Genomic DNA, 16,596 nt, shown 5'->3' on the forward strand with positions numbered 1-16,596 from the left:
ACGCACGGGAGAAATACATGGACCGATTCGGCATTCAACTCGAACCACTGAATGCGATGCTCTACCAGGTCGGGGCCTTCGTGCCCCGCCTCGCCATCGCCATCGTGGTCGTACTCGCCGGCTGGCTCGTCGCCAAGACGGTGCGCTTCGCTGTCACCAGGGCCTTGCGGGCCATCAACTTCAACGTGCTCACCGAGCGCGCCGGCCTCGACAACTTCCTGCGCCAAGGTGGCTGGAACGGCGACACCAGCAGCCTCTTCGGGGTGCTGGCCTACTGGATGGTGATCTTCGCGTCACTGCTGCTGGCCTTCAACGGCATGGGGCTCAGCTACATCGCCGACCTGCTCGGTCGCGTGGTGTGGTTCGTGCCGAACCTCTTCGTCGCATTGCTGGTGCTCGCGTTCGGCTCGTACTTTGCCCGCTTCGTGGGCGAGGCAGTGGCCAGCTACCTGCGCGGCGTGCAGATGCGCGACGCGGCGCTGCTCGGGCGCATTGCGCGCTACGCGGTGATGGCGTTCGTGATCCTGATCGCGCTCGACCAGGTCAAGGTGGGTGGCGACATCGTGCGCGAGAGCTTCCTCGTCGTGCTTGCGGGCGTGGTGTTCGCGCTGGCGCTGGCCTTCGGCCTCGCAGGCAAGGACTGGGCTGCCACGCAGATCGAACGCTGGTGGCCCCGCGTGCCCAAGGACGACGCCAGGGCTGCGCCTCCCAGCACCACCACCACGACCACAGGAATTCGCCGGCCGGGCCCGCCCGTGCCGCCGCAGTCGGCGGGTGACCGTCCGCCACGCTGACGGCAGGCGGGATCCGTCTCGCCTCGTTCCCCATCCTGATCCATCTTCTTCGTCCAACTTCTTCGCGCAATCCATTCGATGACTCGCAGCAAAAACACCTCGATCACGGCCGTCTGGCCGGGGCGCCCCTATCCCCGGGGCGCCAACTGGGACGGGGAGGGCGTCAATTTCGCCATCTACTCGCAGCACGCCGAAGGCGTGGAGCTGTGCCTCTTCGACGAGAAGGGCCGCCATGAAATCCAGCGCATTCCGCTGCGCGAGCGCACCGACGGCGTGTGGCACTGCTACCTGCCCGAAGCCCGTCCCGGCCAGGCCTACGGCTACCGCGTGCGCGGCCCCTACAAGCCCGAGGAGGGCCACCGGTTCAACCCGCACAAGCTGCTGGTCGATCCCTACGCCAAGGACCTGGTGGGCGAGCTGCGCTGGGGCGATGCGCTCTACGGCTACACGGTGGGCAGCAAGCGCGAAGACCTGTCGTTCGACCGCCGGGACAGCGCGCCACTCATGCCTAAGGGCCGCGTGCTCGAGACCGCCTTCACCTGGGGCGACGACCGGCGTCCCTCGGTGCCCTGGCAGGACATGGTGATCTACGAACTGCATGTGCGCGGCTTCACCATGGGCCATCCCGATGTGCCGTCCGAACTGCGCGGCACCTATGCGGGCATGTGCTGCGCGCCCGTCATCGACTACCTCAAGCGTCTGGGCGTCACCACCGTCGAGCTGCTGCCGGTGCACAGTTTCCTGAACGACCGGCATCTGGCCGAGAAGGGGCTGCAGAACTACTGGGGCTACAACTCGCTCGCGTACTTCGCGCCCGAGACGCGCTACAGCGCGTCGGGCAAGGTGAAGGAGTTCAAGACCATGGTCAAGACCCTGCACTCGGCAGGCATCGAGGTGATCCTCGACGTGGTCTACAACCACACCTGCGAAGGCAACCAGCTCGGCCCCACGCTGTCGATGCGCGGCGTGGACAACGCCTCCTACTACATGATCAACGCCGAGAACCGGCGTTACTACGACGACTTCACGGGCTGCGGCAACACCGTCAACCTCGAGCATCCGCGGGCACTCCAGCTGGTGATGGATTCGCTGCGCTACTGGGTCGAGGAGATGCACGTCGACGGCTTCCGCTTCGACCTCGCCTCGGCGCTGGCGCGCGAGGCTGGCAAGGTCGAGAACCTCGGCGGCTTCTTCGACGCCATTCGCCAGGACCCGACGCTCAACCGCGTCAAGCTGATCGCCGAGCCCTGGGACCTGGGCCACGGCGGTTATCAGGTCGGCAACTTCCCGGCCGGCTGGGCCGAGTGGAACGATCAGTACCGCGACGGCATGCGCGGCTTCTGGAAGGGCGATGGCGGACTGATCGGCGAAGTCGGAAAGCGGCTCACCGGCTCCGAAGATCTTTATGGCTGGTCGGGCAAGCGGCCGACCGCGAGCATCAACTTCATCACCGCGCACGACGGCTTCACGCTCAACGACCTCGTCTCTTACAACGAGAAGCACAACGAGGCGAACGGCGAGGACAACCGCGACGGCAACAGCCACAACATTTCGTGGAACTGCGGTGCCGAGGGCCCCACCGACGACGCCGAGATCGTGGCCCTGCGCGAGCGCCAGAAGCGCAACCTGCTCGCCACGCTGCTGCTTTCGCAGGGCGTGCCGATGCTGCTGGCCGGCGACGAGCGCGGCAACACGCAGAACGGCAACAACAACGTCTATTGCCAGGACAACGAGATCGGCTGGATCGACTGGACGCCCACGCCCGAGCGCCAGGCGCTCGTCACTTTCGTGGAGCGGCTCATCGCATTCAGGCGCTCGCATCCGTCGTTCCGCCGGCGCAGCTTCTTCGCGGGCACGCCCAGGGAAGCCGACGGCGTGACCGACGTGGTGTGGCTGCGGCCCGACGGCGGCGAAATGAGCTCCGACGACTGGAACGATGGCAATGCGCGCTGCATTGCGATGTACATCCCGGGCGGTGGCATCGTCGACCGCGGTCCCCGCGGCGAGGCGCAGCACGACGATGACTTCCTGGTGCTTTTCAATGCGCACCATGACGAGATCGCGTTCACGCTGCCCGCGTCGCGCCATGGCAGTTGGCGCCTGCTGGTGGACACCGCCAGCGGCTCGCCGCCGCTCGCTACCGAGGACGTGGCGGCGCATGCGCCGGCCTGGTCCGAGCCCGCTTACCCGTTGCAGTGCCGCTCGCTCGTGGTGCTGAGCCGTCCGGACGTCCGACCATGAAACGAATTCACCGCATGCCCTTTGGTGCCACGGTCCATGCCGCTGGTGTCGATTTCGCCTTCTGGGCGCCCTCGGCCGAGGGCGTTTCGCTGGTGCACAGGCCCGCGGGTGGCGCTGCGGCCACGCACGCGCTCTCGCGCGGAGCAGACGGCTGGTACCGCACCACACTGGCCGATGCGCGTGCTGGCGACAGCTACGCCTGGCGCCTCGCGGACGGCACCACCATGCCCGACCCGGCCTCGCGCTTCAATCCCGAAGACGTGCACGGCCCGAGCCGGGTGGTCGACCCCACGAGCTTCGACTGGCCCGATGCCGCATGGCGCGGCCGGCCCTGGCACGAGGCCGTGGTGTACGAGCTCCACATCGGCACCTTCACCGAGGAAGGCACCTTCCAGGCGGCACGCGAGCGGCTCACCGAGTTGGCGGAACTCGGCATCACCGCGATCGAGCTGATGCCGCTCGCGGACTTTCCGGGCTCCCGCAACTGGGGCTACGACGGCGTGCTGCAGTTCGCGCCCGACGCGAGCTACGGCTCGCCCGACGATCTCAAGGGGCTGGTCGCCGCCGCGCATGCGCTCGGCATCATGGTGCTGCTGGACGTGGTCTACAACCACTTCGGGCCCGAGGGCAACTATCTCCATGCGAGCTGCCCCGAGTTCTTCAATGCCGCCGAGCGCACGCCCTGGGGCGCGGCGATCAATTTCGACGGGCCGGGTTCGCGCACCGTGCGCGACTTCTTCGTGCACAACGTGCTCTACTGGATCGAGGAGTTCCAGTTCGACGGCCTGCGCATGGATGCGATCCACGCCATCCGCGACGGTTCGCCCAAGCACATCGTGCAGGAGATTCGCGAGGCGCTCGATGCGGGCCCCGCGCGCGAGCGGCAGGTGCACCTGGTGCTCGAGAACGACGCCAACCAGGCCCGTTTGCTCTTGCGCGGAAAGGGTGGGCATCCGCTGGCCGGCACCGCCCAGTGGAACGACGACCTGCACCATGCGGCGCACGTGCTGACCACCGGCGAGCGCGACGGCTACTACGTCGACTACGCCGACGCACCCGCGCGCGACTTCGCGCGCTCGCTGGCCGAAGGCTTCATCTACCAGGGCCAGGCTTCGCCGTTCCGCGACGGCGAACTGCGCGGCGAGCCGAGCACCGCGCTGCCGTCGACCGCGTTCGTCTCGTACCTGCAGACGCACGACCAGGTCGGGAACCGCGCCTTCGGCGACCGCATCCATGCCTTCGGCGACCCGGTGCTGCTGCGCGGCGCCTTCGCATGCCTGCTGCTCTCGCCGCACGTGCCGATGCTGTTCATGGGCGACGAGTTCGCCGCGTCCACGCCGTTTCTGTACTTCTGCGATTTCGGGCCCGAGCTGGCCGCCGCCGTGTCGGCTGGCCGCCGCGCGGAGTTCGGCGGCTTCGCGGCCTTTGCCGACGAAGCGGCGCGCGCCCGCATTCCGGACCCTAACGCCGAGCAGACCTTCCTGGCGTCGAAGCTGCGTTGGCGCGAGCGCGGCACGCAGCCGCACTTTGCGCGGCTGTGCGAAATGCAGCAGCTGCTCGAGGCCCGCCACCGCCTGCTGGTGCCGCACTTCGCGGGCTCGCAGGGTGCCGGCAGCTACAGCTGCGACGACGGCCTGGTGCAGGTCCGCTGGGACTTCGCCCGCACAGGTGGCGCTGCGGGCGCGTCGGCCAAGCGCCTGCACCTCGTCGCGCACCTGGGCACGGAGCCAGCCACGGAAACCGCCACGCCACCCGGCGCGGCAGTCTACAAAATGAGCGTCGCGGCAGAGGCCGCCGGTCGCCTGAGGCTTGAACGCGGAGGCGTCTACGCCTCGCTGGAGGATATCGCTGGTGGATGAACTGACTCACGGCGCAAGTGCTGCGCTCGAACGGCTGTGCCGGCGCTACGGCATCGACCCCAGCTATACCAACGCATTCGGAATCGAACAGCACGCCACGCCCGAAAGCCTGGCTGCGCTGCTGGCAGAACTCGGTGTGGTTGCCGATGCGGCGGCCGTTGAAGCCCCCGCAGACGACGCCGCCATTGCGCCCGTGCAGGTGGTTCCGGCCGACATGTCCGATTGGCGCGTGACCTTGCCGCTCGCCCGGGCGCAGGCCGATGGGCCGCTGCACTGGCGGCTGCGCGACGAGGCGGGCCGCACCCAGGAAGGCGATGCCAAGCCGCAGCCGGCGCCCGGCGGCGGCCGCGAGTTGCAACTGGCGCCCGCGCTCGCCGCGGGCTACCACTGGCTGCAGATCGACGGGCTCGACGGCGAGATGCTCGTCGTCGCGTCGCCAGGGCGCTGCTACCGCCCGCCCGCAGTGCAGGACGGTGGCCGCGTCTGGGGCCCCGCCATCCAGCTCTATGCGCTGCGCTCGCCGCGCAACTGGGGCATCGGCGACTTCGGCGATCTCGAGACGCTGATCGGCAGCATGGCCGAGCAGGGCGCCGACGTCGTCGGGCTCAACCCGCTGCATGCGCTGTTCCCGACCGACCCGCTGCGCGCGAGCCCCTACAGCCCGTCGTCGCGGCAGTGGCTCAACGTGATGTACATCGACGTCGAGGCCGTCGAGGAATTTGCCGGCTGCGAGGTGGCGCGCGAGCGCGTGGCCTCGCCGGTGTTCCAGGCGCGCCTCGCGGCGCTGCGCGCCGAGCCGCTGGTCGACCACGCCGGCGTCGCCGAGGCCAAGGCCGAGGTCATGGAGATGCTGTTCGAGCATTTCCGCGCGCAGCATCTCACGGCGGGCGGTGCGGTCGACGAGCGCGGCGAGTCCTTCCTTGCGTTCGTCGCCGCGCATGGCCAGGCGCTGCGCCGGCATGCAATCTTCGAGGCGCTGCAGGCGCACTTTGCCGCGGCCGACCCCGGCTGCTGGGGCTGGCCGGCCTGGCCCGAGGCCTACCGGCAGCTCGACGCGCCCGAGGTGCAGGCCTTCGCGACGCAGAACGCCAAGCGCGTGCAGTACTACCAGTACCTGCAATGGGTGGCCGACAGCCAGCTGGCCCGGGCCAGCCAGCGCTGCAACGCGCTCGGCATGGGCATCGGGCTCTACCTGGACCTGGCCGTGTCGGCCGACCGCGGCGGCTCCGACGTCTGGACCGCGCAGCAATGCTTCGCGGCCGGTGCCAGCATCGGCGCGCCGCCCGACGAGTTCAATCCCGCGGGCCAGAACTGGGGCCTGCCGCCGATGCGCCCGGACCGCCTGCGCACGCACCACTACGCGCCCTTCGTCCAGATGCTGCGCGCGAACATGCGCCATGCGGGCGCGCTGCGCATCGACCATGCCATGGGGCTGATGCGCCTGTTCTGGATTCCGCCCGGCCGCTCGGCCCGCGACGGCGCCTACGTGCGCTACCAGGTCGAGGAGATGCTCGCCATCGTGGCCGTCGAAAGCCACCGGCACGGCTGCATGGTGGTGGGCGAAGACCTCGGTACCGTCGAGGACGCGATGCGCGAGGCGCTCGCGCGCGCCGACGTGCTCTCGTACCGGCTGATGTACTTCGAGAAGCAGCCGGACGGCAGCTTCACGCCGCCTGAAGACTATCTTCCGGCCGCGCTCGTGGCGGTCAGCACCCACGACCTCGCCACGCTGGCCGGCTGGTGGACGGGGCAAGACCTGCGGCTGCGGCTCTCGCTCGACCTGTTCCCCGAACCGGGCCTCTTCGACGCGCAGCTGCTCGACCGTGCCCAGGAGCGCATCCGCCTGATGCTCGCGGTGCGCGAGGCAGGCCTGCTGACGGCAGACGAAGCGGCGCAGGCGCTCGCGCAGCCGACGCCGTCGCTGCGCGTCATGCAGGCCGTGCACGCCTTCCTGGCCAAGGCGCCCTCGGCGCTGATGGTGTTCCAGCTCGAGGACGTGGCGGGCGAGATCGACCAGGCCAACCTGCCCGGCACCATCGACACCCATCCCAACTGGCGGCGCAAGCTTCCGTCGAATGTGCAGGCACTCGCCGCGAGCGATGCGATGCAGGGGCTTGCCGAGTGCCTGCGCGCCGCGCGGCCGCGGCGCAGCACGGTGTCCAACGAGCCCGCACCGCTGCCCGAGGCGCGCGTGCCGCGCGCGACCTACCGGCTGCAGTTCCACAAGGACTTCACCTTCGACCATGCGATCGAAGTGCTGCCGTACCTTGCGCAGCTCGGCGTGAGCCATGTCTACTGCTCGCCGATCCAGCGCGCCCGCGCCGGCAGCACGCACGGCTACGACGTGGTGGCGCATGCCGAGGTCAATCCCGAGCTCGGCGGTGCCGAAGGCTTCGAACGCTTCGTCTCGGCGCTCAAGGCCAACGGCCTTGGCCAGCTGCTCGACCTGGTGCCCAACCACATGGGCGTGCTCGGCGCCGACAACGCCTGGTGGATGGACGTGCTCGAGAACGGGCCGGCTTCGCCGTTCGCGCAGCACTTCGACATCGACTGGCAGCCGCTCAACGCCGAGCTCGCCGGCAAGGTGCTGCTGCCGGTGCTCGGCGGGCACTACGGCGAGATCCTCGAGGGCGGCGAACTGGTGCTGCACTTCGAGGTGGCCGAGGGCACGCTGGCGGTGCGCTACTACGACCACCGCTTCCCGCTGGCGCCCGAGACCTATCCCGCCGTGCTCGCGCGGGCGGTGCCGCACCTGGCGGATGCGACGCTGTCGGCCGAGCTCGCGAGTTTGTCGACAGCCTTCGGGCACCTGCCGGGTCGCAGCGTGTCGGGGCCGGCGGAGCGCACCGAGCGCGTGCGCGACAGCGCACTCTTCAAGGCCCGGCTCGCAGCGCTGGCCGAGACGCATCCACCCGTCGCGCGCGCCGTGCTGGCCGCGGTGGCGGAGCTCAACATGGCCTCGGAAGAAGCCCGCGACGCACTCCACCGGCTCATCGACGTTCAGGCGTATCGGCTTGCCTACTGGCGCGTCGCGTCGGACGAGATCAACTACCGGCGCTTCTTCGACATCAACGACCTTGCGGCCGTACGCATGGAGCGCGAAGAGGTGTTCGAGGCGACCCAGTCGTTCGCGCTCGAACTCACCGCCGCCGGCGTCGTCGACGGATTGCGCATCGACCACCCCGACGGCCTCTATGACCCGGCGCGCTACTTCCTGCAGCTGCAGGAAGGGCATGCGCGCCGCGCCGGGTTTGCGCTGCCGCCAACCGGTCCGGATGGGCGCCCCCCGCGCCCGCTCTACGTCGTCGCCGAGAAGATCGCCGCCGCCGAGGAAGAGGTGCCGCTCGAATGGCATGTGCACGGCACCACCGGCTACCGCTTCGCCAACGTGGCCAACGGCGTGCTGGTGGACACCGGCGCGGCCGATGCGCTGCGCAAGACCTGGCACGACTTCACGCGCGAGACGCAGGATTTCCATTCGCTCGCGCGCGAGGGCAAGCACGAGGTGATGCGCAGTGCGCTGTCGTCCGAGCTCAACGTGCTTTCCACCGAGCTGCTGCGCATCGCGCGGGCCGACCGCAGCACGCGCGACTACACGCTCAATGCACTGCGCCGCGCGATCGCAGCCGTGGCGGAATGCATGCCGGTCTACCGCACCTACATCGTCGACGCGCCGTCCGAGCAGGATGCGCACTTCATCGACGTGGCCACGCGCGAAGCCGAGCGCCAGAGCCGCGATGCCGACCGCTCGGTGTTCGCCTTCGTGCGCCAGTCGCTGCGCGGCGAGGCCGTGGAAGGCGCCCCGGCGGCGCTGGCCGAGCGCGTGCGCCGTTTCGCGGTGCGCTTCCAGCAGTTCAGTGCGCCGGTGACGGCCAAGGGCGTGGAGGACACTGCCTTCTACCGCTACTTCCCGCTCAGCGCGCTCAACGAAGTCGGTGGCGAGCCCGACCAGTTCGGTTTCGACGTGGACGAGTTCCATGCCCTGAGCGCCGACCGCGCGCGGCGCTGGCCGCATACGATGCTGGCCACTTCGACGCACGACAACAAGCGTTCCGAAGGGGTGCGCAACCGCATCGACGTGCTGTCGGAAATGCCGCGCGAATGGCGCGAGTCGCTCGCGCGCTGGCATGCGCTGTGCGGTGAGGGGCCCGATTCACCGTCGCGCGCCCACGAGTACCTGCTTTACCAGACGCTGCTCGGCGCGCTGCCCTTCGGTGGGCTCGATGCGGAGACCGCGCCCGCCTTTACTGCGCGCATCCAGCAGTACATGCAGAAGGCGGCGCGCGAGGCCAAGCAGCACACGGCGTGGACCCAGCCCGACGAAGCCTACGAAAAGGCGCTCGAGGGCCTGGTGCACAAGATACTCTCGGACTTGTCCGACGGTGGATGCCTGGCCGACATCCAGCGGCTGGCCGATCGGCTGTCGTGGTACGGCGCCTGGAACGGGCTCACGCTGGCCCTCTTGAAGTACGGCTCGCCCGGCGTGCCCGATCTCTACCAGGGCAGCGAGCTCATCGACCTGAGCCTGGTCGACCCCGACAACCGCCGGCCGGTCGACTACGACCTGCGCCGCGGCCACCTGAACACGCTGGTCGCCGCTGCCGCAACGCCCGACGCCCCCGCGCAGCTGCAGGCCCTGGCCGCCGCGCCGCACGACGGCCGCGCCAATCTGTGGTTCATCTGGCGCATGCTGTCGCTGCGGCGCGGCGACCCCGACCTGTTCAAGCTCGGCGGCTACGAGGGACTCACCGTCGAGGGGCCGCTCGCCGGGCACGTGGTTGCGTTCGCGCGCCGACACGAGGGCCGCACACTGATCGTTCTTGCGGGGCGGCTGTTCACCGGCATTGCGCGCCCGGCTACCGGGGGTGCGGCGCCGGTGCTCCCCGATGCCGCGGCATGGCGCGGCACGCGGGTGTTGCTGCCCGAAGGCTTCGACAAGCCTGAACTCGACAACGTGCTGACCGGGCAGGCCCTGGCGCCGAACGGTGGCGAGATTCAGCTCGATGTGGCTTTCGCGCGCATGCCTTGGGCCGTGTTCTACAGTCCGTAGTACTTGTCGACAGTGCCCTTGTACGTATCGTCGTACTCGGGCACGCGGTCGTTCGCATAGCGCGGCGCACCTTCGATCTGGGTCTTGTCGAGCGGCACGACGTAGCCGTCCTGGGCTGTGTCGTACTTCAGCATCGACCACGGGATCGGATAGCGGTCGGTGCCCATGCCGAGGAAGCCGCCGAACTCCATCACGGCGTAGCAGACCTGGCCCGAGATCTTGTCGATCATGAGTTCGTCGATGGTGCCGAGCTTGTCGCCCGCGGTGTTGTAGACGGTGGTGCCTTCGACACGCTCCGAGGAAATGACAGGGTTCGCGCTTGTCATGGAAGGAAGTCTCCGGCCAGCATGCCTGGGAAATGCCGGCGTTGATTGCAATGCCCAGACCCTTCACTCTCCGCGCGAAAGAATCCAGCCGCATCGGCTGGTGGATCGTCGTGGTGTAGGAGGCTGTCGGCCGTCACCCGAGCCAGCGCGGCACGAACTGCACGGCGGCCGCGGCAAGGATGCCCTGCACGGTCACGCAATGCCACATGAGGCCGGTGTTGTCGAGCGTGGCGCGCGCCACCGGCTGCAGCCTGCCGGTCCATGAGCGCGCCAGCACATAGCCGCCCATCAGCGCCAGCACCGCGACGTGGAAGGCCTGGTAGCCGAGCAGCATGCCGACCGAGGCGCTCCAGCCCTGCGCGCGCGGGTCGAGCCCGGCCTGCAGATGGCCGACGATCTCGAGCACCGATGCGCCTGCCGCGCAGGCGACCGCCAACGCGACGAAGAGCCTCAGCCAGCGCTGGCCGCGAGCTTGCGCGGAGCCGAGCGAGCGCGTGGCCACCAGCATCAGGACCGACCCCGCAGCGAGCAGCAGCCCCGCGCCGGCCGGCCAGCGTGAAGCCGGCAGCGCCGCGCCTGCGGGCGGACACACGTCACTGGCCATGGCGAGGTGCACATGGGTGTAGAGCAGCGAAGCGAAGATGGTCATGTCGACCGCGATCAGCACCACCATCGCCCACCACGAATGCGACGCCGCGCCGCTGGCGCCCACCGGCAGGTGCACGCCGTGGCCGACGTCGGCGGTGGCGACCGGCGGCGGCTGGTCGGAATCCCAGAGCCAGCGCATGATGCACACCACCGCGAGCACGCCGCAGGCGAGGGCAGGCAGCGCCTGCGAAACGGTGAGCAGAAGGAAGAAGCCGGCCGTGCCGGCGGCCGCCAGGAGCGGCCACCAGCTGTCGGTCGGCAGCCGAAGCAAGTGCATCGGGCGCGCCGCGAGCACGCTGGTCACCAGCGTTTCGCGCCCGCCGAACACCGTGCCGGGTAGCCAGAAACGGCCGGCCTCGGCCTCCTGCGGTAGCGTCGGCCGCTGCCAGAGCGGATAGCGCGAATCCACGGGCGGAATGCTGCGCACGCCGTATTCGCGCGGCGGCAGCCATTCGAGCGTGCCGGCACGCCATGGGTCGCCATGGTCCTGCTCGGGGCGCCGCAGCGTGCGCACCACGTCCACGATGAAGATCAAGACCCCTGCGGCCAGGATGTAAGCGCCGACGGTCGAGAGCATGTTGAGCGTGTTCCACCCCAGGCCGGCGTCGTAGGTGTAAACGCGTCGCGGCATGCCGAGCAGCCCCGCGAAATGCATGGGAAAGAAGGTCAGGTTGAAGCCGCCGAACATGAGGCCGAACACCCAGCGGCCCCAGCGCTCCGAAAGGCGGTGGCCGTTGAAGAGCGGCGCCCAGTAGTAGAAGCCCGCGAAAACCGGAAACACCATGCCGCCGATCAGCACGTAGTGCAGGTGCGCCACGATGAAGTAGCTGTCGTGCGCCTGCCAGTCGAAGGGCAGCACCGCCACCATCACGCCCGTGAGGCCGCCCAGCACGAAGATGAAGTGGAAGCCGAGCAGGAACAGCGTCGGCGCATTGAGCGTGACGCGGCCGCGCCAGAACGTGGCGATCCAGGCGAACACCTGCACTCCGCTCGGGATGGCGACGATGAAGCTCGCGGCCGACACCACCATGAGCGACAGCTCCCCGAGCCCGGCGGTGAACATGTGGTGCGCCCACAGCGCAAAACTCACCACGCCGACGCCGATCAGCGCCAGCACCACGGCGCGGTGCCCCACGAGCGGCGTGCCCGCGAGCGTGGCAGCCATCATCGAGACCATGCCCGCCGCGGGAAGGAAGATGATGTAGACCTCGGGGTGGCCGAAGAACCAGAACAGGTGCTGCCACAGCAGCGGATCGCCGCCGCGCGCGGGGATGAAGAAGGGCCAGTCGAATGCGCGCTCGAGTTCGAGCAGCATGGTGGCCGCGATCACCGCCGGAAAAGCGATGACGATCATCAGCGCGCTCACGAGCATGGCCCAGGCGAAGATCGGCATGCGCATCAGCTTCATGCCGGGCGCGCGCGTGAAGAGAATGCCGATGATCAGCTCGATGGCGCCCGCAATGGCCGAAATCTCGATGAAGCCGATGCCCAGCAACCACCAGTCGGCGCCGCGCCCCGGGGAGAATTCCTTGCCCGTGAGCGGCGGGTACATGAACCAGCCGCCATCGGGCGACTGCCCGAAGAAGAGGGTGCAGAAGAACGCGATGCCGCCGATCGCATAGGCCCAGAACGCATAGGCCGACAGCAGCGGAAAGGGCAGGTCGCGCGCACCGAGCATGCCCGGCAACAGGTAGATGGCCACGGCCTCGACGATCGGCACCGCGAACAAAAACATCATCACGGTGCCGTGCATCGTGAAGAGCTGGTTGTAGGTGCCTGCGTCGATCAGGTCGTTGTCGGGTACCGCGAGCTGCGTGCGCATCAGCAGCGCCAGGATGCCGGCCAGCACGAAGAACAACATGGCCGTGGCGATGTAGTACACGCCGATGTGCGTGTTGTTGACCGCCGAGAGCCGGCGCCATCCGCGCGGCGGTGCCCAGGTGCGTTCGAGCGCTTCGCGTTCGTCCGCGGGGCGCGGCTGCGGGTTCGGCGGTTCTGCGTATGCTGCTGCGGATGCGTCGTTCGTCATTGGAGTTGGGCAAGCCAGGCTGCGATGGCGTGGAGGTCGGCGTCGCCGATGCGCTGGCCCGACGAGGGCATCTGCGCACCGGGCTTGAGCTGCTGCGTGTGGGCGACCCAGCGTGCCAGTTCGCCGGGCGAATTGGCGACCGTGCCGGCGCCCAGGTGGAGACGGCTGCCCACATGCGTCAGGTCGGGGCCGAGGCCGCGCTCCTCGCTCACGCCGCGCACGGTGTGGCAGGCGCTGCAGCGGTGCGCGAGGAAGGCCTCGCGCCCGCGCTCGACCTCGGCCGAAGGCGCAGCGGGTGCGGCGGCCGGCCGCGCCTGCGCCGCGAGCCACGCATCGAAGGCTTCGGGCGCTTCGGCAACCACGTGCAGCGCCATGCGCGCATGCTGCTCGCCGCAGTATTCGGCGCATTGGCCACGCCAGGTGCCGGGCCGGTCGGCCTGCAGCAGCAGGTGCTGCACGCGGCCGGGCAGCATGTCCATCTTGCCGCCGAGTGAGGGCACCCAGAAGCTGTGGATCACGTCGGCGCTACTGAGTCCGAAGTACACCGGCCGTCCGACCGGGATGCGGATTTCGTTGGCGGTGACCACCTCGGCGCCGCTGGCGGGGTCGCGGTAGCGCACCTCCCACCACCACATGTGGCCCGTGACGCCGACGATCAGCGCATCCGCCGGCGGCACCGGGCGCCAGGGCGGACGATGCCACTCGCTGTAAAAGAACAGCGCGACCAGCACGGTGGTCGGAAACACCAGCCCGCCGCCCACGAGCCACCAGCGTGCGTTCACCTGGCCGCCGCCGCGGCGCCGCACCGCGAGCACAAGCAGCAGCATGACGCCCGCGAAGATCAGCGTGCCGCCGACCGCCAGCACCACGCTCACCTGCAGCAGCGTGTCGGCCACGGGGCCGGCGGCGCGCAGCGCGGACTGGGTCGGAGCTTCGACGGTACCGTTCATCGCGCTCATTCGAGGCTGAGCAGGTAGGCTGCCATGTCGCGCGCATCGGCAGGCGACACGCCCATGGCGGGCATCAGGGTGCCGGGCACGAGTTCGGCCGGGGCGACGATCCAGCGCGCGAGCGCGGCGGGGCCGTTCGGCACCTCGCCGGCGATGTAGCTGCGGCGTCCGAAGGCGGCGAGCGTCGGGCCCATGCGGCCGCGCGCGGCCGACACCTCGGGAATGGCGTGGCAGCTGCCGCATTGGTACTGGGCCAGCAGCGATCGGCCGCGCTCGAGCTGCTGCGCCGATGAGGCGGCCAGCGTGCAGCCGCAGGCCAGCAGCGCCAGCACGGGCAGGGCACAGGCACGAACCGCGCGGCAGGAAGGGGCAGCCAACATGCCCGCCATTGTGCAAACGGAGACGCGGCTTGCGCCGACAAGGCGGCGCCCGTGTGCGTCGGACAATGCCGCGATCGATGCGTGCACCGAAGACCGTTCTCCTCACCCTGGCCGCGCTGGGCCTCGCCGGCGCCGCGGCGGGCGCGCTGGTCGTGTTCGGCGGGCTCTACGACGTCTCGGCCACCTCGCAGCACACGCAGCCGGTGTACTCCCTGCTCGAGACCGCCATGCACCAGTCGGTGCGGCTGCGCGCGCGCGGCATCGAGCCACCCAATCTCGACGACGAGCGCCTGCTGGTGCACGGCGCGGCCTGCTATCGCGACAAGTGCGTGCAGTGCCATGGTGCACCCGGTGTGGCGCAGAACGACATCGGCAAGAGCATGCAGCCGCTGCCCGGGCCGCTGGTGGACGCGCCCGCGCGCTGGAAGCCGCGCGAGCTGTACTGGCTCACCAAGCACGGCATCAAGATGAGCGGCATGCCGGCCTGGGAGCACCGGTTGACGGAGGACGAACTCTGGGCGGTGGTCGCTTTCCTCGGACGGCTGCCCGATCTGTCGCCGCAGCAATATGCCGAAGCCGTGCGCGCGGCGCCCACGGTGGTGGCGCAGGGTGCGCCTTCGCCTTTGGCCTGCGGGCGTGCGCAGGATGCGCCGCCGACCGGAGAGGGCGACGTTCGGCGCGGGGCGCAGGCGCTGCACCAATATGCCTGCAGCGCCTGCCACACGATCCCCGGCATCACGAGTTCATCGCCCCACGTGGGACCGCCGCTCGAAGGCATCGCTGAGCGCCTGCTGATTGCTGGAAAGCTGCCCAACACGCCCGAGAACATGGTGCGCTGGCTGCGCCACACGCACGAGGTCGACCCGCGTTCAGCGATGCCCGAGATGGGGGTGAGCGAGCAGGATGCGCGCGACATCGCAGCGTACCTGGGCACGCTGCGCTGAAAGGGGGCAGGGAGTCAGAACTTGCCGGCAGTGCTTTCGTCGTCGACGGTGGCGATGCGCAGCCGGGCGCGTTCGTGCTTGACGACGAGTTCGGCGCAGCGATCGCGCAGCACGGCATCGGCCGGCGGCTGGCCCCGGCAGTCGACGAGCAACTGCGACTCCGCGAAGTCGAGGCCGTGAAGAACCTCCTGGCCATGCGAATTGATGGCCAGGAGATTGTCCGCGGCGAGCTGCGCGCGCAGGGCTTCCGGGATGGCGAGCGACTGCAAGGGCGCCCCTGCTTACTTCTTCATGGCCTTGATATCGGCCTTGCCCTTGGACTGATCGGCCTTGGCCTGCTTCACGCAGGCATCCTTCGCATCGCCCTTCTGGTCGTCGCACTTCTCTTTGGCGACGTCGTAGGCTACGTCGACCTTGGCCTCCGCGACCTTGCGTGCATTGCCATCGCTGGGCCTCTGCTTCTGATCGAGTTCGGCCTTGGCGATCTTTTCCTTGCCCTTGGCCTCGGCCATGCAGACGTCCTTGGCGTTGTCCTTCATGGCGTCGCAGGCCGCCTTGTCGGCCTTGGCGTCGGCCGAGATCTTGTCGCGTGCGGCCTTGTGTTCGGCCATGGCGGGATCGGTGGCCGCAGCCGGCCCGGTGGTCACTTGCGCATGCACCTGGACCATTGCCAGGCAGGATGCTGCGGTGCAAATCATCAGCAGTTTCTTCATGGTGATCTCCTTGGCGGCGGGGGTTTGTTTTTGAAAGCGAGGATCCGCCGTCGAAATCAATATAGAAGTCGGGATGACCGCCATGGTAGGACGCCTGTCGAAGCAGCCGTAAGCACATGCTGACGTGAGGGCTGTGCGCGTCCGTCCTACCATGGGCAACGCACAGGAGTTCGTCATGAAGCTTTCAATTCACCTGTTTGTCTGCGTTGCCACGCTCTCGGCGGCGGCGCCCCCGGCTGTGGCGCAGCAGGACGTTCAGCCGCGTCCCGCGGAGATCGACCCGGCCACCATCGACGACGGCGTCGCGCGCCAGCGCATCGATGCCCAGCGCAAGGCCGCGCTGGAGCGGTGCGAAACCCAGGCCGGCAACCAGCGTGCGGTGTGCCGCAAGGAAGCCGAGGGCCGCGAGAAGATTGCGCTGGCCGAACTTGCACACCAGCGAAACCCGAGCGAGGCCAACGAGCGCCGGCTGGCCGACACAAAGGCCGGCGTGGACCACGAGATCGCGCGCGAGAAGTGCAATGCACACGAAGGCGATGAGCGCAACGCATGCCTGTCGCGCGTCGCTTCCGAATCGGAGCGGGCCCGCCGCCAAGGCGTCCGGCCTAGGGCCTGTTAACACTACGCAAGGGGTCGCGAAGCTCGCCACAGCCCGCCCATCA

12 protein-coding genes are annotated in these 16,596 nt (G+C 69.1%); 6 read left to right on the plus strand and 6 right to left on the minus strand.

The annotated features are described in order from the left end of the window. Positions 1-17 precede the first annotated feature (17 nt). From AC3A6J_RS04415 to AC3A6J_RS04430, 4 genes are all read left to right on the plus strand, one after another. Positions 18-794, plus strand: a complete 777-nt coding sequence (locus tag AC3A6J_RS04415; RefSeq protein WP_487858700.1) for a mechanosensitive ion channel family protein — start codon at positions 18-20, stop codon at positions 792-794. A gap of 78 nt (positions 795-872) precedes the next feature. Continuing rightward, positions 873-3,035: a glycogen debranching protein GlgX gene (gene glgX, locus AC3A6J_RS04420; RefSeq protein WP_487858701.1), complete on the plus strand. Its 2,163-nt coding sequence runs from the start codon at positions 873-875 to the stop codon at positions 3,033-3,035. Next, positions 3,032-4,894 carry a malto-oligosyltrehalose trehalohydrolase gene (gene treZ / locus AC3A6J_RS04425; protein WP_487858702.1) on the plus strand — a complete coding sequence of 621 codons (1,863 nt, stop codon included), beginning with the start codon at positions 3,032-3,034 and terminating at the stop codon, positions 4,892-4,894. The genes glgX and treZ overlap by 4 nt, the downstream gene beginning before the upstream one ends. Continuing rightward, a complete protein-coding gene (locus tag AC3A6J_RS04430; RefSeq protein ID WP_487858703.1) occupies positions 4,887-9,944 on the plus strand; it encodes a malto-oligosyltrehalose synthase in 5,058 nt (1,685 codons plus the stop codon). The genes treZ and AC3A6J_RS04430 overlap by 8 nt, the downstream gene beginning before the upstream one ends. Here the strand turns inward: AC3A6J_RS04430 and AC3A6J_RS04435 are convergent. The 4 genes from AC3A6J_RS04435 to AC3A6J_RS04450 form a co-directional block, all read right to left on the minus strand. Then, positions 9,932-10,270: a PRC-barrel domain-containing protein gene (locus tag AC3A6J_RS04435; RefSeq protein ID WP_487858704.1), complete on the minus strand. Its 339-nt coding sequence runs from the start codon at positions 10,268-10,270 to the stop codon at positions 9,932-9,934. The two genes, AC3A6J_RS04430 and AC3A6J_RS04435, sit on opposite strands and share 13 nt — an antisense overlap. 133 nt (positions 10,271-10,403) lie before the next feature. Continuing rightward, a complete protein-coding gene (gene ctaD, locus AC3A6J_RS04440; RefSeq protein ID WP_487858705.1) occupies positions 10,404-12,947 on the minus strand; it encodes a cytochrome c oxidase subunit I in 2,544 nt (847 codons plus the stop codon). Beyond that, positions 12,944-13,897: a cytochrome c oxidase subunit II gene (locus AC3A6J_RS04445; RefSeq protein ID WP_487859337.1), complete on the minus strand. Its 954-nt coding sequence runs from the start codon at positions 13,895-13,897 to the stop codon at positions 12,944-12,946. Before AC3A6J_RS04445 ends, ctaD begins: the two co-directional genes overlap by 4 nt. Before the next feature lie 5 nt (positions 13,898-13,902). Then, positions 13,903-14,277 (minus strand): c-type cytochrome, encoded by a 375-nt coding sequence (locus AC3A6J_RS04450; RefSeq protein ID WP_487858706.1) that lies wholly within the window; start codon positions 14,275-14,277, stop codon positions 13,903-13,905. 77 nt (positions 14,278-14,354) lie between these two features. Between AC3A6J_RS04450 and AC3A6J_RS04455 the strand changes: the two genes are divergently transcribed. After that, entirely contained in the window at positions 14,355-15,221 is an 867-nt protein-coding gene (locus tag AC3A6J_RS04455; protein WP_487858707.1) for a c-type cytochrome, read from the plus strand. A gap of 14 nt (positions 15,222-15,235) precedes the next feature. Here AC3A6J_RS04455 and AC3A6J_RS04460 read toward each other — a convergent pair whose 3' ends face one another. After that, positions 15,236-15,490 carry a hypothetical protein gene (locus tag AC3A6J_RS04460; protein WP_487858708.1) on the minus strand — a complete coding sequence of 85 codons (255 nt, stop codon included), beginning with the start codon at positions 15,488-15,490 and terminating at the stop codon, positions 15,236-15,238. A 12-nt stretch (positions 15,491-15,502) separates the two neighbouring features. After that, positions 15,503-15,934: a hypothetical protein gene (locus AC3A6J_RS04465; RefSeq protein WP_487858709.1), complete on the minus strand. Its 432-nt coding sequence runs from the start codon at positions 15,932-15,934 to the stop codon at positions 15,503-15,505. A gap of 175 nt (positions 15,935-16,109) precedes the next feature. On the opposite strand from AC3A6J_RS04465, the gene AC3A6J_RS04470 reads away from it, so the two are divergent. Further along, positions 16,110-16,553, plus strand: a complete 444-nt coding sequence (locus AC3A6J_RS04470; protein ID WP_487858710.1) for a hypothetical protein — start codon at positions 16,110-16,112, stop codon at positions 16,551-16,553. The last annotated feature ends 43 nt before the right edge of the window (positions 16,554-16,596 follow it).

The sequence above is a fragment of the Variovorax sp. Soil_C_39 genome, assembly GCF_057656815.1.

Coding starts and splice junctions, on each gene's coding strand:
- AC3A6J_RS04415 (WP_487858700.1), top strand. CDS start 18: ATGGACCGATTCGGCATTCAACTCGAACCACTGAATGCGATGCTCTAC.
- glgX (WP_487858701.1), top strand. CDS start 873: ATGACTCGCAGCAAAAACACCTCGATCACGGCCGTCTGGCCGGGGCGC.
- treZ (WP_487858702.1), top strand. CDS start 3,032: ATGAAACGAATTCACCGCATGCCCTTTGGTGCCACGGTCCATGCCGCT.
- AC3A6J_RS04435 (WP_487858704.1), bottom strand. CDS start 10,270: ATGACAAGCGCGAACCCTGTCATTTCCTCGGAGCGTGTCGAAGGCACC.
- ctaD (WP_487858705.1), bottom strand. CDS start 12,947: ATGACGAACGACGCATCCGCAGCAGCATACGCAGAACCGCCGAACCCG.
- AC3A6J_RS04445 (WP_487859337.1), bottom strand. CDS start 13,897: ATGAACGGTACCGTCGAAGCTCCGACCCAGTCCGCGCTGCGCGCCGCC.
- AC3A6J_RS04450 (WP_487858706.1), bottom strand. CDS start 14,277: ATGTTGGCTGCCCCTTCCTGCCGCGCGGTTCGTGCCTGTGCCCTGCCC.
- AC3A6J_RS04455 (WP_487858707.1), top strand. CDS start 14,355: ATGCGTGCACCGAAGACCGTTCTCCTCACCCTGGCCGCGCTGGGCCTC.
- AC3A6J_RS04465 (WP_487858709.1), bottom strand. CDS start 15,934: ATGAAGAAACTGCTGATGATTTGCACCGCAGCATCCTGCCTGGCAATG.
- AC3A6J_RS04470 (WP_487858710.1), top strand. CDS start 16,110: ATGAAGCTTTCAATTCACCTGTTTGTCTGCGTTGCCACGCTCTCGGCG.